This window comes from Streptomyces sp. NPDC090994, assembly GCF_044768905.1.
GTDB lineage: Bacteria > Actinomycetota > Actinomycetes > Streptomycetales > Streptomycetaceae > Streptomyces.
On record NZ_JBIVWS010000005.1, the window covers coordinates 245,190 to 266,930 of the forward strand.

Genomic DNA, 21,741 nt, shown 5'->3' on the forward strand with positions numbered 1-21,741 from the left:
CCGTGCCGCGGGTCCCCACCGCCGTAGAGTGACACGCCCGGAACGGGCGGGTGTCCGGGGCGGGACGCGAGGAAGAAGAGGACGAAGGGGAGGGCGATCGGATGCCGCGCGCCGACGCACCAGGCACCGAGGCGGCCCCCCGGGTCCGTCCGCGCTGGTGGACGGAGCTGCCGCTGATCCTCCTCGTCTACGCCTGCTACTCGGCCGGCCGGCTGCTGGTGCGGGGCGACGTCTCCGACGCCGTCGACCACGGCCTGGCCGTCCTGCGCGTCGAGAAGGTGCTCCACCTCAACGCGGAGCACCCGCTGAACCGTCTCTTCACCAGCGAACCGTGGCTCGGCGTGCCCGCCGACTTCTGGTACGCGTCCCTGCACTACCTGGTGACGCCCCTGGTGCTGGTGTGGGTCTTCCGCTCCCGCGCGGTGCGCTACCGCGCCGCCCGGACCTGGCTGCTGACGTCCACGTTCATCGGCCTGATCGGCTTCACGGTGCTGCCGACCTGCCCGCCCCGGCTGCTCGCCCCGGCCCACGGTTTCGTCGACACGATGGCCCACTACAGCGCGTACGGCTGGTGGGGCGGTGAGGCGAGCGCGCCGCGCGGCCTGGGCGGGATGACCAACCAGTACGCCGCGATGCCGAGCCTGCACGTCGGCTGGGCGCTGTGGTGCGGGGTGCTGCTGTGGCGGTTCGGCGGTACGCGCGCGACGCGGGTGGCCGGCGTGGTCTACCCGCTGGTGACCACGGTCGTGGTGATGGGCACCGCCAACCACTACCTGCTCGACGCGGTCGCGGGCGCGGTGGTGATGGGCGCGGGGCTGGTGCTGACGCCGTACGTCCTGCGCGGCGCGGAGCGGGCGCGCGGCGCGCTCACCGCCGGGCTCGCCCCGCTGGCCCCGGTGTTCGCACGGCGCTCCGCGGGCTCGCACTCCCCTGTTGTCAGTGGGGGGTGCGAGACTTCCGCGGGTGAGCGATTTCCACGCCAGCGCGACGAGCGGCTCCGGTCCGGAGCCGGGCCGGACGCCTCCCCCGCGGACACGGGAGACGGCGCTCCGGCACCGGCTCGCTGAGCTGCGCGGCCCCGACGTACCGCCCAAGGCCCTGGACGCCCGCGCCCTGGCCGCCCTCGCGGCCAACCCCGGGTGCAGACGGCGCGCGATCCTGGACGGTGCCGGGGTGGACAAGACGAGCCTGGCGAGCGCGCTGGGCGCGCCGTCGGTCTTCGGCCAGTCCCAGTTCGCTTTCGTGCGGGGCAACGCGTTCGAGGCCCGGGTCAAGGCGGACGGCGGCGCGGAGCTGCTGCGGCTGGTGCACGAGAAGCTGGACCGGGGCGCCGAGCCGCCGCGTGACACGCGGGCGCCCGATCTGTCCGCCGACGGGCCCCGGGGGCGTACGGCGCGCACGGAGCTGGCGCTGCGCGAGGCGACCGGGGCCGCCGCGTGGACCCTCCTCGACCATCCGATGCTCGCCCTCGACGTGGCCGGTTCCCCCGCCTTCCTGGAGCCGGACGCGGTGGTGGTGCACCCGGACGGCAGCTGGACGGTCGTGGAGATCAAGTCGTTCCCGGTGCTGGACGGCTCGGCGGACCCGGCGAAGGTCGGCGCCGCCGCCCGGCAGGCCGCGGTGTACGTGCTGGCGCTGGAGGAGCTGGCGGCGCGGCTGCGGCCCGCCCCGCGCGTGCGCCACCGGGTCCTGCTCGTCTGCCCGGAGGACTTCTCCAACCTGCCCACCGCCGCCGCCGTCGACGTACGCAAGCAGCGCGCGGTGACCGCCCGGCAGCTGGCCCGGCTCACCCGGATCGAGGAGATCGCCGACGCCCTGCCGGAGGGCACGTGCTTCGCCCCGGACCGGCCGGCCGAGGAGCTGACCGCGGCGGTCGAGGCGGTCCCGGCGGCGTACGCGCCCGAGTGCCTGTCCGCCTGCGAGCTGGCCTTCCACTGCCGTGCCCGGTCCCGGGCGGCCGGCGCGGTGACCACCCTCGGCCGGCAGGCGCGGGCCGAGCTGGGCGGGCTGGCGACGGTGGACGACGTACTGGCGGCGGCCGACGGCGCGGCCGGGGACCCGGACGACCCGGCGGTGGCGGCGCTGCGCCGGGCGGCGGAGCTGCGGGCCGAGGCGCTGGGGGCGCGGGCCGGGACCCGGGAGGCGGCATGTCGCTGATCGGCACGCTCGCCCGGCTGGAGGCGGTGCGCACCGGCCGCGCGCAGCCGGCCGCCACCGTCCGGCACCGGCACCTGTCCGACCGGCCCCTGGTCCTCGTCCCGCTGGTCACGGCCGGCGAGGTCGGCGCCCCGCTCGGCGCCCTGGTCGGCACCGACCGCGACGCCCCGCGCCTGCTGGCCGTCCCGCAGCCCCGCGACCGCGACCTGCGGTTCGGGTTCCTGGCCGAGCTGGCCGACGTCGTCCTGCCGCACATCGACGCGTACGCCGGCGCCGTCGAGGCCGCCGAGCGCACCGAGACCGACCCGGCGACCGGCAAGCGGGTCAAGGTGGAGGTCGAGCTGTGCGCGGACGCCGCGCAACTGGTGGTGCCGAGCCGCGCGGGCATCGACCTGGTCCGGCTGCTCGGCCGCTCCATGCGCTTTCGGCGTACGGCCGACCAGGACCCGGAGTCCCCGCACCCCGCGCCGCCCCGGGTGCCGCTGCTCGGCCGCTGGCTGACCCACTACGGCGAACGCGCCCGCGTCCCCGGCTCCTCCCTCCTCCTGGCCATGACCGACCTGCTGGGCCGCCACTGGGCGACCGGGCAGTCCACGCTGGAGGACCAGCACCTGGGCGCCCTGCTGGCCTGGATCGACCCCCCGGAGGGCACATCCGGGGCCGAGGCCGCGCTGCGGGCGGAGCTGGCCCGGGACGCGGACGGCCAGCTGCTGTGCCCGCCCGCGGGTCCGGCCACCGACCCGGCGTTCGACAACAAGCTGCTCGCTCCCGCCATCGAGCGCTACGACCGGGCCCGCACCGCGCTCGCCGCCGCCGAGGACGGCCTGGCGGCCGACGAGCGGTACGGCGCGGTGAGCGCGGCCGAGCGGGAGATCCGCGACCTGGTGCTCAGCCGTACGCGGCCCACCTGGGACGCGGTGTGGCGCGGCCTGGACCTGCTGCGGGGACTGCCCGCCGGGGCGCACGTCGAGGAGCGGTGGACCCGCGACCGCTGGTCGTTCACCGGGCACCGGGACCGGATCGTCTCCGGCGAGCCCCCGCAGCCGCGCCGCGACGACGCGGTGACGGCGGCGAACAAGCTGGCCACCCGGGAGCGCGAGCAGGCCCGCCTGGACGCCCAGGAGGCGCTGGACGATCCGCTGGTGATGGCGGGGCGGCGGCTGGCCGGGGAGGCGTTCACCGGGGAGGTCACGGACGTGGTCATGACGTACAGCGAGGGCAGGCGGCCGAGCCCGCGCCCGCTGGTCACCGTCCGCACCGACGACCGGCCGCAGCTCACCGAGCGGGTCAAGGTGTACCGGTCGCTGGGCGGGAAGCCGCAGGCCGCCGAGTACGTCGAGCAGGCCGCGGACGGTGTTCTCGTGCTGCGGATCGTCGACAAGATGGGCCGCGGCAAGGAACCGGAGGCCGGGTCCGTACCCGAGAAGGGCGACCTGGTCTGCTTCACCCTCTTCGAGCACGAGCAGCGCGGCGGCGCGAAGCTGCCCGACGCGGAGGCGACGCCGTGGACCCACGGCGGACCGCCGGGCGAGACCGCCGCCGTACCGGAAATCCCCGACCCGCTGACCGAGGAGGACCTCCTGTGACCACCGAGGCGCTCCCGGCCACGGGCGGCCCGACCACGGGCGGTCCCGCCGCCGGAAGTCCGGCCGTCCCCTTCGATCCGGCCGTCCCCTTCGATCCGGGCGCCGCGGCCACCCGTGCCACCGACGCGATCCTCGCCGACACCCTGCACGGCACGCACCGCGGCGTGGTCGTCGACTCCCCGCCGGGCGCCGGCAAGTCGACGCTGGTCGTGCGGGCGGCGCTGGAGCTGGCCGAGGCGGGCCGCCCGCTGATGGTGGTCGCGCAGACCAACGCCCAGGTCGACGACCTCGTCCTGCGCCTCGCCGAGAAGAACCCCGAGCTGCCGGTGGGCCGGCTGCACAGCAGCGACGCCGACCCGTACGACAAGGCGCTGGACGCACTGGACAACGTACGGAAGTCGGCGAAGGCCGCCGACCTGGCCGGGCTGGCGGTGGTGCTGTCGACGGCCGCGAAGTGGGCGCACGTGAAGGTGGACGAGCCGTGGCGGCACGCGATCGTCGACGAGGCGTACCAGATGCGTTCGGACTCGCTGCTCGCCGTCGCCGGCCTGTTCGAGCGGGCGCTGTTCGTGGGTGATCCCGGGCAGCTGGACCCGTTCTCGATCGTGGGCGGCGAGCAGTGGGCGGGCCTGTCCTACGACCCGTCGGCCTCCGCCGTCACCACGCTCCTCGCCCACAACCCGGACCTCCCCCAGCACCGCCTCCCCGTCTCCTGGCGCCTCCCGGCGTCGGCGGCGCCCCTGGTCTCCGACGCGTTCTACCCCTACACGCCGTTCCGCAGCGGCACGGACCACGGCGACCGCGCCCTCTCCTTCGCCGTCCCCTCGGACGGCTCCGGCCCCGACCGGGTGATCGACGAGGCCGCCGCCTCTGGCTGGGGCCTGCTGGAGCTGCCCGCCCGGCACACCCCGCGCACGGACCCGGAGGCGGTGGGGGCGGTGGCGGCGGTCGTCCGACGGCTCCTGGAGCGGCAGGGCGCGGCGGTCTCCGAGCGCTCACCGGACCCGGCGCCGCTCACCCCCGGCCGGATCGCGGTCGGCACCGCCCACCGCGACCAGGCGGCGGCGGTGCGCGCCGCGCTGGCCGGCCTCGGTGTCACCGGCGTCACCGTCGACACGGCCAACCGGCTCCAGGGCCGGGAGTACGACGTGACGGTCGTCCTGCACCCCCTCTCCGGCCGCCCCGACGCCACGGCGTTCCACCTGGAGACCGGCCGCCTGTGCGTCCTGGCCTCCCGGCACCGGCACGCGTGCGTGGTCGTCTGCCGCGCGGGCGTCGACGAACTCCTGGACGCCTACCCGTCCACGGAGCCGGTCCAACTGGGCACGACCGTGAAGTTCCCGGATGGGTGGGAGGCGGTGATGTCCACCTGGGAACACTGGTCCGCGCACCGCGTGGCCTGGCGGCCCTGACCGCCCCTGCGGCGCCTGCCCCGGCGGACACCGAGGACGACGCAGCCCAACCGCCGGACGGAGTCCGGCACGCCGCCGGAGGCGGCCGACGAACACAGCCCGGACGGGTGGGAGGCGGTGATGTCCACCTGGGAACACTGGTCCGCGCACCGCGTGGCCTGGCGGCCCTGACCCCGCCCGAGTCCGCCGCGAGGCCCTCTTGCGTGGGCGCGGGACAATGGACGGTGGCCCGTTCGACCGGGTCATGTGCGACGTACGAGGAGGAGAGACATGGCGGAGCCCACGCCGCGTCACCACAAACCGCGGCTACGCCCCGCGCCCCTGCTCTTCGAGCCCGCGGCGGCCGCCGCCGACCCGGAGCACTTCTTCGATCTGGAGTCGATCGACGATCCACGGCACCTGCTGGAGCGGGCCACGGAGCTGACCCACGCGTTCCGCGCGGCGGCGGACCGGGCGGTGGAGTTCCAGGCGATGGCGGCGGCGCAGCTCGCGGACCCGCGACGGTTCGACCGGCTGACCACCGCGGACATCGCGGAGCGGGCCGAGTGGACCGAGGACTACGCCAAGAAGATGGTGGAGTTCGGCCGGGACCTGATGCGGGGAGGCGAGAGCGGCCTCGGCCCCGCCGAATCGGTCTGAGACGACGAACGACCAACGACGGCGACCAACGACGGCGACCAACGATGACGGCCAACGGCCGGCGACCAACGGCCAACGGCCAACGACGGCGGAACCGGGCGAAGCGCGAAGGCATATGCCAAGGGAGTGGGCAAGATACCTCCCCGGCCCGGCCCCTGTCCCGCGTTCCGGCAACTCAGGGAGACCGAACCCTCACAGCCGGTAGACATGTCCCCCATGAGCAGCCCTCCGCACGTCTCCCACGTCTCCCACGTCACCCCGTCCGGCGCCGCCTGGCTGGCCTCCGCCGCCGCGTGTCCGCACGACACGCTCGCCTTCTGGGAGGAGCGGCCCCAGGCCCCGGTGGTCCTGCCGTGCGGCTCGGCGTTCGACGTCGTGAGCGCCCCGGCGATGTTCGGACGCCGGATGCTGGACCGGATGTGGGCCGAGGGCCCGGGCTCGGGTCCGGTGGCGGAGTGCCGCGCGCGCATACTGCTCTTCGCCGCGCCGGGCACCGCACAGCGGCTGCCCTCGCTGCTGGCGTGGGAGGAGTGGGGGACGCGCGGCCGGCCCGACGGCGGCGGCCGTACCGGCGCCGTACCGCCGCTGCTCTGCCACGGCACCGGGGACACCGTGACCGTCCCCGCACCGGCCGGCTCCGCCCGGTCCGCCGCCCGCTGGCTGGTCGCCCCGGACACCCGCCGGCCCTGGCTGCCCGGCCCGGAGGTCCTGCTGTGGGCGGCGGTGCGGGCGGCCCGCGCGGCCGTGCGGATATCGATTTTTCCTCCCGCCGAGGTGGGTGCTAATGTCTACGACGTCAGCAGGCGCCGCTAGCTCAGTTGGTTAGAGCAGCTGACTCTTAATCAGCGGGTCCGGGGTTCGAGTCCCTGGCGGCGCACAGACAGCAAAGGCCCTCCGCGCGAGCGGGGGGCCTTTCGCGTACGAGCCTCTTCGCACGCATGCCCGGGGACGCTCTCAGCCAGGCGTGATCTTCACCGTCCAGGCCCCCGACACCGTCCGCCCCTCCACCTCCACCCGTACGCCCTCCCCCGGCACCGTGAAACTCTCGCCGAGGGCGACCGGCGCGTCGGCGAGCGGCGGGTAGACCGAGTCCTCCCAGCAGGCCCCGGTGCGCGGATGGGCGTCGATCACCTCGACCGGCCCGCCGCCGGACTCCGCCCCGCTGCGCACCCGGTACACCAGCACCCCCGCCCGGCAGGCGGCGACGTCGTTGCCGACCGGACCGCGCGCCTCGAAGGCGAGGACCTCGCCGGCCCCGGTGCGGACGACCGCGAGCTTGGTGCCCCGGCCCAGACCGAAGGCCGGCGCGCCCGCCGCCCCGGTCACCGGCACCCCGGGGCCCGCGCCCAGCGGCTCCAGGGTGAGCCGGACCGGACCGGCGCCCCGCACACACGCCACCTGCCTCGGCTGAAGCCACCCCAGCTTCCACTTGTGCCAGCCGAACAGATCGGGCGCAAGCGCGAACTGGCTGCCCATCAGGTCCCAGTCGCCGACATGCGTGTCCCAGTCGCCCTTGCCGTCGGCGGGCCGGTGGTACAGGTCCGGCAGGTCGAAGACGTGTCCGGTCTCATGGGCGAGGACCAGCCGGTCCGGCGGATGGTTCTCGAACACCGTGACGACCCGCCGGATGTCGGTGCCGTCCGCGCGCAGCGGGGTCTCCAGGTTGACGACCTTCGTGGCGTCGGAGTCCACGCCGGGCGCGTCCGGGTCGGCGACGAAGTACACGACGTCGTAGCGGGAGAAGTCGACCCGGTCGTCGGCCGCGGCCAGCGCGTCGCGCAGATAGGCGGCGCGGTGCCCGGCGCTCCAGTCCCGCTGTATGGCGTACGCCGTCGACGGGCGCGGCATCCGGATCCAGTTCCGCAGCGGGTGCGGGCGCAGCGTGAACTTGCCGTAGGAGGCGCGCTGGAAGAACCGGGTGGTGGCCGGGAAGTGGTCGGCGGCCAGCTCCCGGGGCGCGGCCAGGGGGCGGGAGTCCGGGAAGGACAGGAAGACCATCACCGCGTCCAGCGCGCGGGTCGGCCGCGGATAGGCGGCGTTCCAGGTGTCCACGCCCTCGGAGTGGTGCGCCTCGGTGCGTTCCAGGGCGCACGGCTCGGGCGAGAAGGGTTCGGCCACCGAGGGGGCGGTGATCAGGGAGGTCGCGGCCAGCGCCGAGAGGGTGGTGGCCACGGCCGCGGTACTGCGCAGTCTCGGCCAGGCTCCGCCGCCCGGCCGGCCGCCCGCGCCGAGGCCCCTGAGGGCCTCACGGGGAAGTCGCCTCGGGCGGAGCAGGCGCGGCACATGGACCTCCGGGTGCGGTTCGCGGAACACCGCACCCAGCTTGTGCATATTTGTCGTACTGCGCCCTGTTCGCTTGGGCCGGACGGGTGAGCCGTCCGGGGATTGCCGAAAGTGGCCCCTTCCCCCCACTCACGGAACGTCACAACTGGTCGGGGGTGTTTAGAACCCGGCCAGGTGCGAGCAGAAACGATCTGTCAGGAGGGTCCGGGGGAACCGGTGACCGCTGTGCGGCTGGAAGGGCCGGGAGCCACCCTCTATGATCGGCACACTTTCCTGCACGGACAGAGATCGAGGCACTGCGGGAGCTAGCGGTGAGCGGAACGTCCGAAGGGCCGGCGCCCGCGGCAGACCTCGACGGGTCGGCCGTCACAGAGCGTGACATCGAAGTGGCGCCCAGTGCTGCGCACGCGGGTCGTGCGGAGTCCCCGGCCCGTGCCGAACCCCCGGCCTACCGCTCGGCGTTCACGGCGGCGCCGCTCGCCATGGCCGTCGTCGATCCCGACGGGATCGTCGTCAGCGCCAACGACACCCTCGGCGCCCTGTTCGGCGCCTCGCCCCAGGCGCTGGCCGGGCGGTCGGCGGCGGACCTGGTGGACCTCGCCGGCGACACCCGGGCCTGGCACGCCTACCGCGAGGTGCTGTGCGGGCACCGGCCCCGGCTGCGCTGCACGCGCCGGCTGAAGCGCCCCGACGGCGAGTTCCTGTGGGCGCAGATCACCGTGGAGCCGCTGACCGGGGGCACCCCCGGGCTGCTGCTGTCGGTCGCCGACATCAGCGCCCGGCACGAACTCCAGGCCCGGCTGCGGCACTTGCAGATGCACGACCCGGTGACCCGGCTGCCCAACCGGACCCTGTTCTTCGAGCGGCTCACCGCCGCCCTGGAGCCGGAGTCCTACGAGGGCGGCACCGGCCGGATCGGGCTGTGCTACCTCGACCTGGACGGCTTCAAGGCCGTCAACGACACCCTCGGCCACCGCGCCGGCGACCGGCTGCTGGCGACCGTCGCCGAGCGTCTGACGCACTGCGCCGAGGAGGCCGCGCAGCCCCGGACCGGTGCCGGTGCGCCGCTGGTGGCCCGGCTCGGCGGCGACGAGTTCGCGCTGCTGGTGGAGGGCTCCACGGGCACCGACCAGCTCGCCGACCTCGCCGAGTCGGCGCTGACCGCGCTGCGCGAGCCCGTCGACCTCTCCGGCCGTCTCGTCTCGGTCACGGCGTCGGTGGGCGTCGTGGAACGCCACGCGGCCGGTACCAACCCCACCGCCCTGATGCAGGCCGCCGACACCACGCTGTACTGGGCCAAGGCCGACGGCAAGGCCCGCTGGACCCTCTTCGACCCCGAGCGCAACGCCCACCGCATGACCCGTCAGGCCCTGGCCGCCACGCTGCGCCCGGCGATCGAGCGCGGTGAGTTCGCGCTGGAGTACCAGCCGCTGGTCGGCATGGAGGACGGGCGGCTGCGGGGTGTCGAGGCGCTCATCCGCTGGAAACATCCTCAGTTCGGCGTACTGGCGCCGAATCGGTTCATCGCACTGGCGGAGGAGGACGGTTCGATCGTCCCGCTGGGCCGCTGGGTGCTGCGCACGGCGTGCGAGCAGGCGCGGCGCTGGCAGCTCGACCACCCGGGCGAGCCGCCGATCTTCGTCAGCGTCAACGTGGCCGTCCGTCAGGTCTGGGACTCCGACCTGGTGGCGGACGTGGCCCGCACCCTGGCGGACACGGGCCTCGCCCCCGAACTGCTGCAACTGGAGCTGACCGAGTCCGCGGTGATGGGCTCGGCCGGCCGGCCGCTGCAAGCGCTGAAGGCGCTCAGCGACATGGGCGTGCGGATCGCCATCGACGACTTCGGCACGGGCTACTCGAACCTGGCGTACCTGAGCCGCCTGCCGGTCTCCGTCCTGAAGCTGGACGGTTCCTTCGTCCGCGGCTTCCAGTACGACGCCCGCGGCGCCGAGCGGGACGGGGACCCGGAGCGGGACGGTACGAGTCCGGCCGACGAGGTCATCGTCGAGGCCATGGTCCAGCTCGCCCACCGGCTCGGCCTGTCGGTCACCGCGGAGTGCGTCGAGACCTCCGACCAGGCCACCCGGCTGCGCCGGATCGGCTGCGACACGGGACAGGGCTGGCTGTACTCCCGTCCCGTGTCCCCCGACCGCATCTCCGAGCTGCTGGTTCAGGCGGTCGCGGGCAAGCCGTAGGCGTCGGCGATCAGCTCGTAGCTGCGCAGGCGTACGTCGCCGCCGTGCGCGTTGGCGGTGATCATCAGCTCGTCGGCGCCGGTCCGCTTCTGGAGGTCGTCCAGGCCCGCGCGGACGGCGTCCGGGGTGCCGTGGACGACGTTGCTGTTCCAGGACGCGACGAACTCCTCCTCCATCGGGCTGAAGTCGTACGCCTCGGCCTCGTCCGGCGTCGGCACGAGGCCCGGCCGGCCGGTGCGCAGCCGCACCATGTTCAGCGCGGCGGCGAGCACCTGGCGCCGGGCCTCCTTCTCGTCGTCGGTGGCGAGGGCGGAGACGCCGATGAGGGCGTAGGGCTCGTCGAGGACCTCGGAGGGGCGGAAGTTCTCCCGGTAGAGGTCCAGGGCGGGGATGGTGTTCTGCGCGGAGAAGTGGTGGGCGAAGGCGAACGGCAGGCCGAGGGTGGCGGCCAGGCGGGCGCTGAAGCCGGAGGAGCCGAGGAGCCAGACCGGGGGGCGGTGCGGGGACTGCACCCCGCCGGGCGAGGTCGCCTGCACGGGGCCGGGGACGGCGTGGATACGGCCGTACGGGTGCCCGTCGGGGAAGTCGTCGTCGAGGAACCGGGTCAGCTCGACGAGCTGCTGGGGGAAGTCGTCGGCGCCCTCGTGGAGGCGGTCGCTGCGGCGCAGGGCGGCGGCGGTGGCGCCGTCGGTGCCGGGGGCGCGGCCGAGGCCGAGGTCGACCCGGCCCGGAGCCATGGCTTCCAGGGTGCCGAACTGCTCCGCGATGACGAGCGGGGCGTGGTTGGGCAGCATGACGCCGCCCGAGCCGAGCCGTATGCGGTCGGTGTGTGCGGCGAGGTGGGCGAGGATCACGGCGGGCGAGGAGGAGGCGACGCCGGGCATGGAGTGGTGCTCGGCCACCCAGTACCGGTGGTAGCCGCGGGTCTCCGCGAGGCGGGCGATGTCCACGCTGGTGCGCAGGGCGTCGGAGGCGGTGCGGCCGGCGCCGACGGTGACCAGGTCCAGGACGGAGAGGGGGACGGGGGCGGTGCCGCGCGTGGTGCCCCGGATTTCCCCCGCGGCGTCTGTGGACATGGACATGGTGGGGTGCCTCCTGCTGTTCGGGTCGTTCACTCGCCCGGGGTTCAACGGGAGGGGGTGGCCGGCTATTCCCGACGGCGTCGGAGGCGTGGCCGCGGGGGGCCGCCACTCGATGTGCGGATCGGCCGAGGGTTCGGTACGATCATCATGCGCTGGTCGACGGAGCGACTCCGAACAACCGGCACTGCGTTGGTGGTCCAAGGAAAGACGCCCCGCTTCCTGCGGGGAGATGCAGGTGCAAGGCCTGCCCGGCGCTCCAGAGCAGGAAAGAAGAACCCCGGTACCGCTTCTGCGGACCGGGGTTCTTCCGTGTCAGCCGAGCTTCGCGGCCTGCGCCTCGATGACCGCCGTCGGCTGGTCGAAGGCGTCGCCCCGGGTGACGGCCGCGATGTTGAAGGACGAGAAGCCCGCCAGGGTGGAACCCTGACGGAAGACGGCGACCTTGGTCTCGACCTGCTCGCCGTCCACCTTCTCCTGGACCGTCCAGGCGACGGCGTCCTCACCGGCGGAGATCTTGTCGGTGACGATCCCGGTGACCTGCCCCTTCTCGCCGTCGTCCGTCAGGGCGAAGCCCCCGGCGCACTGCTCGCCGGCCTCGCGGATCGCGGCGAGGGCCTGCTCGGCGCCGTCGGCGTCGTAGGACCACAGGGAGGTCATCGTCTTGGTGATGTCGAGGGAGTCGATCGTCGCCTCCTCGGCCTCCTTCTCGGACATCTGCGCCAGTTCCTCCATCGACGGCATGCCCTTCTTGGCCGCCGCGGACTCCAGGGTGACCAGTCGCTGCGTGCTCGCCGCGGGCTCCGCGACGGGCAGCGCCCTGAGCGCCTTGGCGACGGGCTCGCACTCGGCCTTGTCGACGGAGACCGTGTCGGGGTCGGCCACGTCGTCCTTGCCCGGCTTCGCGGCCGTCTCGCCCTTCAGGTCGGCCGTGGTGACCACCAGCTTGTCGAGTTCGGCGGCGGACAGCGCCTTCGCGGCGGGCTTCTCGGACGCCGCGGCGGTCCCCTTCGCCTTCTCGTCCCCGCCCTCGCCGCCACCGCCGCCGCAGGCGGTGACGAGCAGGGTCAGCGTGACCGCGGACGCGGACAGGACGGTACTGCGGACGGCGGTGGCTCGCATGGTGCACTCCCTGATCAATGCCCCCGTGCACAGGTTCGGCACAGGGTTCACGCGGGCAAGACCGCCATGAACCGTTCAAGGTTGTACGGCGTGCGCATCCGGCGTTCGTACGATACGATCATCATGCGCTGGTCGACGGAGCAACTCCGAACAACCGGCACTGCGTTGGTGGTCCAAGGAAAGACGCCCCGCTTCCTGCGGGGAGATGCAGGTGCAAGGCCTGCCCGGCGCTCCAGAGCAGGACGACAGAACCCCGGTACCGCTTCCGCGGACCGGGGTTCTTCCGTGTCAGACGGGTCCGGCGTGGCCTCACGCCTGGACCAGCGGCTCCCGCGTGAACAGCGCGCCCAGTTCCGGCGCGTTGACCCGGCGGTCCGCCAGGCGCAGGGCCTCCCAGACGGTGACCTGGTTGGCGGTGAGGACCGGCTTGCCCACCTCCTTCTCCAGCGCCGGGATGCAGGCGGCCGTGTGCAGGGCCGTGCCCGGCAGGAGCAGTACCTCCGCGTCCGGGTGGTCGGCCGAGCGGGCCAGCGCCAGCACCTCGGCCTCGCCCCACGTGGCGGCCTCGGCCGCCGTGCCGACGCCCGCGCCGCGGACGGCGACGACCTCCAGGCCGGCCGCGCGCAGGAAGTCCGCGAAGAGCGCGGCCACGTCCTGCGGGTACGTCGCGCCGATCGCGACCCGGCGTGCCCGCAGTTCCCGTACCGCGTGGGCGAAGGCGAAGGACGTGGAGGAGGCCGGCATGCCGGCCGTCGCCGCGAGGGCCCGGACCTGTTCGTGGGCGCCGTCCCAGCCGTGCGCGAAGCTGCCGCTGGTGCAGGCCCACACCACGGCCTCGGCGCCGGCGTGCCGCAGCTCCTCCACGTCCGCCGCGAGCCGCGCCGACGAGCCCATCTCCAGCAGCGCGTCCGCGCGGTGCGTGTCCTCTCCGGTGTCGGTGTGCACCAGGTCGACCCGGATGTCGCTGCCCAGGAGCTGCTCGATGCGTGGGTAGTCGTCCTCGCCGGAGTGGCCCGGGTACAAGAATCCCAGCGCTGTCATGTCCGCCCTTCCTGCTGTCGCTCCGCCTCGGGGCCGGGCCGCGCCGCCGGATCGGCCGGCGCCCGATACGGCCCCACGGCACGGGTACCCAGTCGGCGCGGAACCGCCCACATCGTCACTTGGCCGGCCGAGATCACCGGGGGCCCGGCGGGCGTCGCGGTGACGTCCCGGCAGGGGATCACCGTGATCGCGGCCGTGTTGACGAAGGGAGGTTCCGGTGCGAGCGTGGTCAATCCGCCGCCCGCGTCACCGCCAGGTCGACAGCTGGTCGGTCCCCCGATTCCGGAGGCACGCTGCCGATGGCCCGCCCCGCCGTGCTCGTCCTCGACGCCTCGCCCCGGCCCCGGCTCGGCCGGCTGACCGGGCGGGCGAGCGTCGAGTACGTCGACGGGGCCGGGCTCGCCGCGCGGCTGCCGTCCGCCGACGTGCTGCTGGTGTGGGACTTCCGGTCGGACGCCGTGCGGCGGGCCTGGCCGGACGGGGGTCCGCGCCCGCGCTGGGTGCACACCGCGAGCGCCGGCGTGGACCACCTGATGTGTCCGGCGCTGGCCGCCTCCGACACGGTGGTGACCAACGCGCGCGGGATCTTCGACGAGCCGATCGCGGAGTACGTCGCCGCGCTGGTGCTGGCGATGGCCAAGGACCTGCCGCGGACGCTGGAACTCCAGCGGGAGCGGGTCTGGCGCCACCGGGAGTCGCAGCGGGTGGCGGGGGGCCGGGCGGTCGTCGTCGGCACCGGGCCGATCGGGCGGGCGGTCGGGCGCACCCTGGGGGCGCTCGGTGTCAGGACGGCGCTGGTCGGCCGGGCCGCGCGCCCCGGGGTGCACGGCCCGGAGGACCTGGACCGGCTGCTCTCCCGCGCCGACTGGGTGGTGGCGGCGGCGCCGCTGACCGAGGAGACCCGGGGCATGTTCGACGCCCGCCGGTTCGGGGTGATGCAGCCCTCGGCGCGGTTCGTGAACGTCGGGCGCGGGCCGCTGGTGGTCGAGGAGGCGTTGGCGCAGGCGCTCGTCAGGCGCGGTATCGCGGGGGCCGCGCTGGATGTCTTCGCCCACGAGCCGCTGTCCGCCGGCAGCCCGCTGTGGGACGTCCCCGGTCTGATCGTCTCCCCGCACATGAGCGGGGACACGGTGGGCTGGCGGGACGAACTCGGCGCTCAGTTCGTGGAGTTGTTCGGCCTGTGGGCGGCGGGGCGGCCGCTGCCGAACGTGGTCGACAAGAACCGCGGGTACGTACCCGGACACTGACTTCCCGGGAGGGTGCATGACCGAGCACGCGCACGACCTCACCGCCGTGCGGCTCCTCGACGGCTACCGCACGGGTGCGCTCAGTCCCGTGGAGGTGACCCGGGCGGCCCTCGCGCGGGCCGAGCGGGCGGGGGCGGAGGTGAACGCGTTCGTGCGGATCACCGCCGAGGAGGCGCTGGCGCGGGCCCGGGAGTCGGAGGAGCGGTGGCGGCGCGGGGAGCCGCGCGGGCGGCTGGACGGGGTGCCGGTGACGGTCAAGGACCTCCTGCTGACGCGCGGCCACCCGACGCTCAGGGGGTCCCGGACCGTCTCCGGGAAGGGGCCCTGGGACGAGGACGCGCCGTCGGTGGCCCGGCTGCGCGAGCACGGCGCCGTCTTCCTCGGCAAGACGACGACACCCGAGTACGGCTGGAAGGCCGTGACCGACTCGCCGCTGACCGGCGTGACCCGCAACCCGCACGACCCCGCGCGTACCGCGGGCGGCTCCAGCGGGGGCGCGGCGGCGGCCGTGGCGCTCGGCGCGGGGCCGCTGGCGCTGGGCACGGACGGCGGCGGCAGCATCCGCATCCCGGCGTCGTTCTGCGGGATCTTCGGGCTGAAACCGACGTACGGCAGGGTCCCGCTGTATCCGGCGAGCGCCTTCGGGACCCTCGCCCACGTGGGCCCGATGACCCGGGACGCGGCCGACGCGGCGCTGATGCTGGACGTGATCGGGGCGCCGGACGCCCGGGACTGGTCGGCGCTGGCGCCGCCCGGGCGGTCGTACACGGAGGCGCTGCGCGAAGGGGTGCGCGGGCTGCGGGTGGCGTACTCCCCCACGCTCGGCGGGCAGGTGGCGGTGCGGCCGGCGGTGACGGCGGCGGTCCGGCGGGCGGTGGAGCGGCTGGCGGAGCTGGGCGCGTACGTGACGGAGGCGGATCCGGACGTCACCGACCCGGTGGACGCCTTCCACACGCTGTGGTTCAGCGGGGCGGCGCGGGTGGCGCAGCGGCTGGGGCCGCGGCGCCGGGAGCTGCTCGATCCGGGGCTGCGGGAGATCTGCGGGCAGGGCGCCCGGTACTCGGCGCTGGAGTACCTCGCCGCGGTGGACGTGCGCACGGAGCTGGGCCGGCGGATGGGCCGCTTCCACGAGGTGTACGACCTGCTGCTCACCCCGACCCTGCCGATCACGGCGTTCGAGGCGGGCGCGGAGGTGCCGAAGGGGTCGGGGCACCGGCGGTGGACGGGGTGGACGCCGTTCACCTACCCGTTCAACCTGACCCAGCAGCCGGCCGCCACGGTCCCGGTGGGCCGGGACGGCGACGGGCTGCCGGTCGGCCTCCAGATCGTCGCCGCCCGCCACCGCGACGACCTGGTCCTGCGGGCGGCCCACGCCCTCTACGAGGCGGGCGCCGCCTCGTGACGGTACGGAGAGCCGGGTGAGCGCGGAGACGGTCGTCGCCGTCGCCGCCACCGTCATCGCGCTCGGGTCGCTCTGGGTCAGCTGGGCGCAGACCAGGGCGACCCGGCTGCACAACCGGCAGTCGGTGAGGCCGCTGCTGCGGATCCGGCGGATACGGCAGGACGACCTGGTCGGGCTGAAGCTGGTCAACGCCGGGCTGGGGCCGGCCGTCGTGACGCGCAGCGCGGTGCTGCTGGACGGCGTGGTCGCCGGGGAGTGGAACCGGGAGGTCAAGGAGGTCCTCTTCACCCCCGGCCTGTGGCCGAAGACGTACTCCCTGCGGGCGGGTTCCGTCGTGCTCGCCGGGCAGGAGACGTTCCTGGTGAGCCTGGACGGGAACGACGCCGGCCGGCTCCAGGAGTTCTGGAGCCTGATCGACCGGCGGCTCGTCATCGAGGTCGAGTACGAGTCGCTGTACGGCGGCGAGGGCTTCTTCGTGACGTCGGCCAGGCCCGCCGCCGGCAACTGAGCGGACGGACCGGCGGGGGAAGAGGACCGGAAAAGACCGGCATAACTTCCCCGGAGTCGGGAAGGCGCGCGCCCATGGCTCCACCACACAGAACCCCGTCACGGGGACGAACGGACCGTAAGTCCGGGATATCCGGGCCCAGTCGCCGAACGCTGCTCGCGGGGGTCGCGGCGCTCGGCGCGCTGGGTGCCGCCGGATGCTCGCGGGTGGCCACCGCCTCGGACACCGAGGGCGGTGACCTCCTCGACCGGCTCCGGGCGCAGGGCGTGGCGCGGCTCGGTATCGCCGGTGAGATCCCCTTCGGGTACATCGACAAGGACGGTGAGCTGACCGGCGAGGCGCCGGAGTTGGCGAAGGTCATCTTCAAGCGGCTCGGCGTGGACCGGGTGCAGCCGGTGCCGACGGAGTTCGGCTCGCTCATCCCGGGGCTGGCGTCGCAGCAGTTCGACGTCGTGGCGGCCGGGATGTACATCAACCCCGAGCGCTGCGAGCAGGTCATCTTCTCCGACCCGGACTACCAGATGCTCGACTCCTTCATCGTGCGCAAGGGCAATCCGCTCGGCCTCCACGACTACCGGGACGTCGTCGAGAAGAAGGCCAGGTTCGCCACCGGCACCGGGTACGCGGAGATCGCCTACGCGGTGGAGGCCGGGTACGAGGAGAGCGAGATCCTCATCGTCCCCGACCAGGTGGCCGGACTGAACGCCGTCGAGGCCGGGCGCGTGGACGTGTTCGCGGGGACCGCGCTGACCACCCGCGAGGTGGTGAAGAAGTCCGGCAAGGCGGAGGTGACCGAGGCGTTCAAGCCGATCGTGGACGGCGAACCGCACGTCGACGGCGGCGGGTTCTGCTTCCGGCCCACCGAGACCAACCTCCGGGACGCCTTCAACGAGGAACTCCACCAGCTCAAGGACAGCGGCGAACTGCTGCGCATCCTCAAGCCGTTCGGGTTCACCGAGGACGAGATGACGGATCTGACCGCGAAGGAGCTGTGCGGCGGATGACCTCGGGACTGTGGGAACTGGTACTCCAGGGCGTCTGGGTCACGATCCAGCTGCTCGTCTGTTCGGCGCTGCTGGCGACGGCCGTGTCGTTCGTGGTCGGCGTCGCGCGCACCCACCGGCTGTGGATCGTCCGCTTCCTGGGGGGCTTCTACACCGAGGTCTTCCGCGGGACGTCGGCCCTGGTGATGATCTTCTGGGTGTTCTTCGTGCTGCCCCCGGCCTTCGGCTGGCAGCTGGTGCCGCTGTGGGCGGGCACGCTGGCGCTCGGCCTGACCTACGGGGCGTACGGTGCGGAGATCGTGCGCGGCGGGCTCGGCGCCGTCGACCCGGCGCAGCAGGAGGGCGGCATCGCGCTCAGCTTCTCGCCCTGGCAGCGGATGCGGCTGATCCTGCTGCCGCAGGCGGTGCCGGAGATGATCCCGCCCTTCTCCAACCTGCTGGTCGAACTGCTCAAGGGCACCGCTCTGGTGTCGGTCATGGGCATGGGTGACCTGGCGTTCAGCGGGAATCTGGTGCGTCTCGCGCTCCAGGAGAGCGCGGAGATCTACACGTACATCCTGCTCATCTACTTCGTGATCGCGTTCCTGCTGACGCGGGTGATGCGCGGGCTGGAGAAGAAGCTGAAGGCGGGTGTCGGCAAGGCGCCGCGGACGAGGAAGACGGCCGTGCCCGAGCCGGCCGGGATCGAGGCGGGACTCCGATGAACTGGGACTGGAGCGCCGTCTCCGACTTCATGCCGCACTTCTGGGACGGTCTGCTGGTCACCTTGCAGATCCTGGTCCTGGGCTCGGTGATCTCGTTCGTGCTCGGCCTGGTGTGGGCGCTGCTGATGCGGGTGCCGTCCCGCTGGGTGACCTGGCCGGTGGGGGTGGTGACGGAGTTCGTCCGCAACACCCCGCTGCTGGTGCAGCTGTTCTTCCTCTTCTACGTGCTGCCCGAATGGGGCGTCACCGCCTCCGCGATGACCACCGGTGTCATCGGCATCGGCCTGCACTACTCGACGTACACGATGCAGGTCTACCGGGCCGGCATCGAGGCGGTGCCCGTCGGCCAGTGGGAGGCCGCGACGGCGCTGAACCTGCCGCTGCGCCGCACCTGGACCGCGGTGATCCTGCCGCAGGCCGTGCGCCGGGTGGTGCCCGCCCTCGGCAACTACGTGATCTCCATGCTGAAGGACACCCCGATGCTGATGGCGATCACCGTGCTGGAGATGCTCGGCGAGGCACGGCTGTTCTCGCAGGAGACCTTCCGCTTCACCGAACCCCTGACGGTGATCGGCATCGCCTTCATCGTCATCTCCTACCTGGCCTCCCTTGTCCTGCGAGCCCTGGAGCGACGCCTTGCCCACTGACACCCTCCCCCAGCCCGAGAAGAGCCCCGAGAAGAAGCCGGCCGGGGCCGGCGAACTCATCCGCCTGGAGAAGGTCACCAAGCGGTTCGGGACCAACACCGTCCTGGACGACCTCGACTTCTCCGTCGACGCCGGCAAGCACGTCACCCTGATCGGGCCGTCCGGGTCGGGCAAGACCACGATCCTGCGGCTGCTGATGACGCTGCTCAAGCCCGACGAGGGCACCATCACCGTGGACGGGCAGCGGCTCTTCCCGGCGCCGGAGAAGCAGGTCCGCGAGGTCCGCAAGAAGATCGGGATGGTGTTCCAGCAGTTCAACCTGTTCCCGAACATGTCGGTGCTGCGCAACATCACCGAGGCGCCGGTCACCGTCCTCGGCATGTCCAAGGACGAGGCGGAGGTACGGGCGCGGGAGCTGCTGGACCTGGTGGGCCTGGCCGACAAGTGCGACGCCCGCCCGACCCGGCTCTCCGGCGGCCAGCAGCAGCGCGTCGCGATCGCCCGCGCGCTGGCGATGCGCCCGCAGGTGCTGCTGCTCGACGAGGTGACCTCCGCGCTCGACCCGGAGCTGGTCGCGGGCGTCCTGGACGTGCTGCGGGACATCGCGCGCTCCACGGACATCACGATGCTCTGTGTGACCCACGAGATGAACTTCGCCCGGGACATCTCCGACCAGGTACTGATGTTCGACTCGGGGCGGGTCATCGAGGCCGGTCCCCCGGAGAAGATCTTCAGCGAACCGGAGCACGACCGCACCCGGGAATTCCTCAGCGCGGTCCTGTGACCACCCACCGCCACCTGCCCCGACGCCCGCGACCACAGACGTCGGGGCTTTCCCTTGGCATATGCCGCAGGTCAGCCGCCCAGTTGGGAGCGGCGCATCTCACCGACAACCGCCCCCTCCCGGACGCCCGGCCGCTATCGTGAAGGGGTATTCGCCGTCCGGGCCACGGCCACAGGAGCGAGCGCATGGGGAGACCACCGTGGCGCTGCAACACGAGCCGACCGCGCCGCACCACTCCGTCCAGGACGCCCTGCGCGTACTGGAGACGATGGCGCGGCGGACCACCCCGGTCACCGACACCGAACTCGCCCGGCGCACGGGCCTCGGGCAGGAGCGCCTGACCCCGCTCCTGCGGATGCTGCGCCGCGAGGGGTACGTCGAGCAGACCGCCGAGGGGACGTACGCCGCCGGGGAGGCGCTCGCCCGGCTGAGTTCGGCGCACGGCCACGAGGAGGCTCTGCGCGAGCAGCTCCAGCACACGCTGGACCGGCTGCGCGACTCGGTCGGCGCGGCCGTCTACCTCAGCCGGTACGTCGACGGCGAGGTCAGCGTCACCCAGTACGCGGACGGTCCCGGCACGCCCAAGGTCAACGAGTGGGTGGACTTCCGTCGCTCGGCGCACGCCACCGCGATCGGCAAGAGCCTGCTGACCCAGCTGGACCACGCCGGGCGCCGCGACCATCTCGCCCGGCACCGGATGGCCCGCCTCACCTCCCGCACCATCACCAGCGACCGGCTGCTGCTGTCCCGGCTGGAGGCGCAGCCGCCGACCGTGCCGGTGCTCGACCTCCAGGAGTACGCGGTGGGGACGGTGTGCGCGGCGGTGCCGATCACGGCCGGGGCGACGGCGGGGTGCCTGGCGCTGTCACTGCCGGTGGAACACGCGTACCGGCTGCGCCGGGCCGCGGACGCGCTGAACCGGGAGGCGGCGCCGGTCCTGTTGTCCTTGGCCATCTAGCCCTCCAGCGGCCGGCGGTCCGCCGAGGCCGGGCGTGGGCAGGAGCACCCCCTCGGACCAGGTACTATTGAGTCATGCGCCGCTAGCTCAGTTGGTTAGAGCAGCTGACTCTTAATCAGCGGGTCCGGGGTTCGAGTCCCTGGCGGCGCACCGGACGGAAGGGCCTCTCACCTCGGTGAGGGGCCCTTCCTCGTTGCCGCTCAGAACGTGACGTCCGAGCACGCGTAGAACGCGTTGGCCGTGTCCGAGATCGTCCACACCGCGACGATGACGTGGTGCCCGCTCAGCCCGGTCGGCAGCGCCCCGCTGTGCGAGAGCGTGGCCGGCGGCTGGGCGTTGTTGTACGGCACCGTCAGGAACGGGGTGAGATTGAGGTCGGAGCGGGTCAGGTTGTGGTTCTGGTTCCAGCCCTGTTTGGTGACGTAGTACCGGAAGTCGGTGGTGCGGTGTCCGACCGTGAACTGCCAGCGGAAGCTGTAGTTCTGGCCGCCCGTCACCTTCGTGGTGGGCCACGCGCCGCCGCCGGGCGTCTTCGGGGCGTCGAGCTGGGCGAACCGCGTGTTGTTCGCGGAACATATCTGCCCGTCCGCCGGCCCGGAGGAGGGGAAGCCCTTGGGGCCCTCGACGCTCTGCGGCTCGTACTGGATCGAGCCGCAGTTGCTGACGGAGCCGTTCTGGCACAACTTCTGCCGGCTGACCGGCAGGTCGGTGTAGCCGTGGCCGCTGGCGGTGCCGCCAGAGGTGAGCACGAGGGCGCCGGTGGTCGCCAGCCCCACCGCCCCGGCACAGGCCGTCATCCTGCTCCGCGTGACCCTGCTCCCGATGCTTCTCCGCGTGCTGCTTCTCCGTGTGGTCTTCTCGCGCATGCTGCCGCTCCCTGGAGGATGTGGGGGGAAGTGCAGTGAGCCGTGAAGGTCTAGACCAAGTCCCAGATTATGGTCGCGGCTTGAACATGTCCATACCAAAAACGGAG

General features: G+C 73.4%; 20 protein-coding genes, 2 tRNA genes and 1 pseudogene. 17 read left to right on the top strand and 6 right to left on the bottom strand.

What is annotated here, in order from left to right; translation table 11 throughout:
- The first annotated feature begins 101 nt into the window (after positions 1-101).
- The 7 genes from ACIQR3_RS13930 (at position 102) to ACIQR3_RS13960 (ending at position 6,671) form a co-directional block, all read left to right on the top strand.
- Positions 102-1,067, top strand: a complete 966-nt coding sequence (locus tag ACIQR3_RS13930) for a phosphatase PAP2 family protein (RefSeq protein ID WP_403538125.1) — start codon at positions 102-104, stop codon at positions 1,065-1,067.
- Positions 964-2,157 (top strand): hypothetical protein, encoded by a 1,194-nt coding sequence (locus ACIQR3_RS13935; RefSeq protein WP_403538127.1) that lies wholly within the window; start codon positions 964-966, stop codon positions 2,155-2,157. Before ACIQR3_RS13930 ends, ACIQR3_RS13935 begins: the two co-directional genes overlap by 104 nt.
- The gene (locus ACIQR3_RS13940) at positions 2,148-3,743 is read left to right on the top strand and encodes a hypothetical protein (RefSeq protein ID WP_403538129.1); all 1,596 of its coding nucleotides are present in this window, start codon (positions 2,148-2,150) and stop codon (positions 3,741-3,743) included. Before ACIQR3_RS13935 ends, ACIQR3_RS13940 begins: the two co-directional genes overlap by 10 nt.
- 128 nt (positions 3,744-3,871) lie before the next feature.
- A complete protein-coding gene (locus tag ACIQR3_RS13945; protein WP_403538442.1) occupies positions 3,872-5,155 on the top strand; it encodes an AAA family ATPase in 1,284 nt (427 codons plus the stop codon).
- 270 nt (positions 5,156-5,425) lie between these two features.
- Complete coding sequence (locus ACIQR3_RS13950; RefSeq protein WP_403538131.1) at positions 5,426-5,794, top strand: hypothetical protein; 369 nt, start codon at positions 5,426-5,428, stop codon at positions 5,792-5,794.
- A gap of 216 nt (positions 5,795-6,010) precedes the next feature.
- A complete protein-coding gene (locus ACIQR3_RS13955) occupies positions 6,011-6,607 on the top strand; it encodes a bifunctional DNA primase/polymerase (RefSeq protein WP_403538133.1) in 597 nt (198 codons plus the stop codon).
- Positions 6,598-6,671 (top strand) — tRNA-Lys (locus ACIQR3_RS13960). Before ACIQR3_RS13955 ends, ACIQR3_RS13960 begins: the two co-directional genes overlap by 10 nt.
- A 77-nt stretch (positions 6,672-6,748) precedes the next feature.
- On the opposite strand, the gene ACIQR3_RS13965 is transcribed toward ACIQR3_RS13960, so the two are convergent.
- Positions 6,749-8,125, bottom strand: coding sequence for a M6 family metalloprotease domain-containing protein (locus ACIQR3_RS13965; RefSeq protein WP_403538135.1), 1,377 nt, complete (start codon positions 8,123-8,125; stop codon positions 6,749-6,751).
- Between the two features lie 263 nt (positions 8,126-8,388).
- Between ACIQR3_RS13965 and ACIQR3_RS13970 the strand changes: the two genes are divergently transcribed.
- Positions 8,389-10,272, top strand: a complete 1,884-nt coding sequence (locus tag ACIQR3_RS13970) for a putative bifunctional diguanylate cyclase/phosphodiesterase (protein WP_403538137.1) — start codon at positions 8,389-8,391, stop codon at positions 10,270-10,272.
- On the opposite strand, the gene ACIQR3_RS13975 is transcribed toward ACIQR3_RS13970, so the two are convergent.
- The 4 genes and pseudogenes from ACIQR3_RS13975 to ACIQR3_RS13990 form a co-directional block, all read right to left on the bottom strand.
- Entirely contained in the window at positions 10,248-11,348 is a 1,101-nt protein-coding gene (locus ACIQR3_RS13975; protein WP_403538444.1) for an LLM class flavin-dependent oxidoreductase, read from the bottom strand. The genes ACIQR3_RS13970 and ACIQR3_RS13975 overlap by 25 nt on opposite strands.
- 318 nt (positions 11,349-11,666) lie before the next feature.
- On the bottom strand, positions 11,667-12,473 hold the full coding sequence (locus ACIQR3_RS13980) for a hypothetical protein (RefSeq protein WP_403538138.1): 807 nt from the start codon (positions 12,471-12,473) through the stop codon (positions 11,667-11,669).
- Between the two features lie 309 nt (positions 12,474-12,782).
- Entirely contained in the window at positions 12,783-13,514 is a 732-nt protein-coding gene (locus tag ACIQR3_RS13985) for an aspartate/glutamate racemase family protein (protein WP_403538140.1), read from the bottom strand.
- Positions 13,511-13,654, bottom strand: a pseudogene (locus ACIQR3_RS13990) (decarboxylase); the annotation flags it as partial. The gene ACIQR3_RS13985 and the pseudogene ACIQR3_RS13990, both read right to left, overlap by 4 nt.
- Positions 13,655-13,813: 159 nt before the next feature.
- On the opposite strand from ACIQR3_RS13990, the gene ACIQR3_RS13995 reads away from it, so the two are divergent.
- The 9 genes from ACIQR3_RS13995 to ACIQR3_RS14035 all read left to right on the top strand — a co-directional run bounded on the left by ACIQR3_RS13995 (position 13,814) and on the right by ACIQR3_RS14035 (position 20,918).
- Positions 13,814-14,761, top strand: a complete 948-nt coding sequence (locus ACIQR3_RS13995; RefSeq protein WP_403538142.1) for a D-2-hydroxyacid dehydrogenase — start codon at positions 13,814-13,816, stop codon at positions 14,759-14,761.
- A 16-nt stretch (positions 14,762-14,777) separates the two neighbouring features.
- Positions 14,778-16,163, top strand: a complete 1,386-nt coding sequence (locus ACIQR3_RS14000) for an amidase (protein WP_403538143.1) — start codon at positions 14,778-14,780, stop codon at positions 16,161-16,163.
- Positions 16,164-16,179: 16 nt separating this feature from the next.
- Positions 16,180-16,671 (top strand): hypothetical protein, encoded by a 492-nt coding sequence (locus tag ACIQR3_RS14005; RefSeq protein WP_403538145.1) that lies wholly within the window; start codon positions 16,180-16,182, stop codon positions 16,669-16,671.
- Positions 16,672-16,745: 74 nt separating this feature from the next.
- Complete coding sequence (gene ehuB, locus ACIQR3_RS14010; RefSeq protein WP_403538147.1) at positions 16,746-17,675, top strand: ectoine/hydroxyectoine ABC transporter substrate-binding protein EhuB; 930 nt, start codon at positions 16,746-16,748, stop codon at positions 17,673-17,675.
- The gene (ehuC, locus tag ACIQR3_RS14015; protein WP_403538149.1) at positions 17,672-18,379 is read left to right on the top strand and encodes an ectoine/hydroxyectoine ABC transporter permease subunit EhuC; all 708 of its coding nucleotides are present in this window, start codon (positions 17,672-17,674) and stop codon (positions 18,377-18,379) included. Before ehuB ends, ehuC begins: the two co-directional genes overlap by 4 nt.
- The gene (gene ehuD / locus ACIQR3_RS14020) at positions 18,376-19,026 is read left to right on the top strand and encodes an ectoine/hydroxyectoine ABC transporter permease subunit EhuD (RefSeq protein ID WP_403538151.1); all 651 of its coding nucleotides are present in this window, start codon (positions 18,376-18,378) and stop codon (positions 19,024-19,026) included. Before ehuC ends, ehuD begins: the two co-directional genes overlap by 4 nt.
- Positions 19,016-19,810, top strand: a complete 795-nt coding sequence (gene ehuA / locus ACIQR3_RS14025; protein WP_403538153.1) for an ectoine/hydroxyectoine ABC transporter ATP-binding protein EhuA — start codon at positions 19,016-19,018, stop codon at positions 19,808-19,810. Before ehuD ends, ehuA begins: the two co-directional genes overlap by 11 nt.
- Before the next feature lie 199 nt (positions 19,811-20,009).
- On the top strand, positions 20,010-20,768 hold the full coding sequence (locus tag ACIQR3_RS14030; protein ID WP_403538155.1) for an IclR family transcriptional regulator: 759 nt from the start codon (positions 20,010-20,012) through the stop codon (positions 20,766-20,768).
- Positions 20,769-20,844: 76 nt separating this feature from the next.
- A tRNA-Lys gene (locus ACIQR3_RS14035) sits at positions 20,845-20,918 on the top strand.
- A 50-nt stretch (positions 20,919-20,968) separates the two neighbouring features.
- On the opposite strand, the gene ACIQR3_RS14040 is transcribed toward ACIQR3_RS14035, so the two are convergent.
- On the bottom strand, positions 20,969-21,565 hold the full coding sequence (locus tag ACIQR3_RS14040; protein ID WP_403538156.1) for a lytic polysaccharide monooxygenase: 597 nt from the start codon (positions 21,563-21,565) through the stop codon (positions 20,969-20,971).
- Positions 21,566-21,741: the final 176 nt, after the last annotated feature.